General features: G+C 76.9%; 1 protein-coding gene. It reads left to right on the forward strand.

Going from position 1 to position 885, the window contains the following annotated elements:
* Positions 1 to 177: 177 nt before the first annotated feature.
* On the forward strand, positions 178 to 885 hold a 708-nt coding region (locus tag EEJ42_RS31255), incomplete at its 3' end, for a primosomal protein N' family DNA-binding protein (RefSeq protein ID WP_484422015.1).

Consider the following 885-nt stretch of genomic DNA (forward strand, 5'->3'; position numbering starts at 1 on the left):
GGCCACTTCGGCCGCGAGGACTCCGACTTCACCTGGGAGCGCACCGACCGCGTCGACGCCCTCCGCGCGGCGGCCGGTCTGTAAGGACCACCGCCTGTCCGGCTTGCGGTACGGCCCGGGCGCCCCTTGCGGCGTCCGGGCCCTCGCATGTCCGAGTCCTCTGCTAAGACTTGATCTGTGAGCAGGGACGACGAGCAGCGCAAGGCCCCGGCGGAGGAGCCGCAGGGGGGTGAGCAGCTCGCGCTCATCCGGGACAGCGTGCGCAAGGCCAAGGTGCCGCGGGCCAAGCCGCGGACCTGGCGGGGAGCGGCGCTGGCCAAGGAGCGGCCGGTGGCCAAGGTGCTCGTGGACAAGGGCCCGGTGCACCTCGACAAGCTCTGGGACTACGCGGTCCCGGCCGAGATGGACGCCGACGCCCGGCCCGGGGTGCGGGTGCGGGTGCGGTTCGGGGCCGGGACCGGCAAGGTGCGCGAGGGGCGGCGCGAGGGCGGCGGATTGCTCGACGGGTACATCGTCGAGCGGGTCGCCGAGTCCGACTACCGCGGGCCGCTGGCCGCCATCGCCCAGGTCGTCTCGCCCGAGCCGGTGCTCGGGCCGGGGCTGCTCGCGCTGTGCCGGGCCGTCGCCGACCGGTACGCCGGATCGCTCGCCGACGTCCTCCAGCTGGCCATGCCCAAGCGGAACGTCCGCGCCGAGTCCGAGACCTCCCCGCCGCCGCTGCCCCCGCCCGGACCGCCCGCGCCCGGCAGCTGGGCCCGCTACCCGGCCGGGCCCGGATTCCTGGACGCGCTCGCGGGCGGCGGCACGCCCCGGGCCGTATGGACCGCGCTGCCCGGCCCGCACTGGCCGGACGAGTGGGCCGCCGCGGTCGCCGCCACCCTCGCC

The organism is Streptomyces botrytidirepellens (assembly GCF_003721215.1).
GTDB classification, from domain to species: domain Bacteria; phylum Actinomycetota; class Actinomycetes; order Streptomycetales; family Streptomycetaceae; genus Streptomyces; species Streptomyces himastatinicus.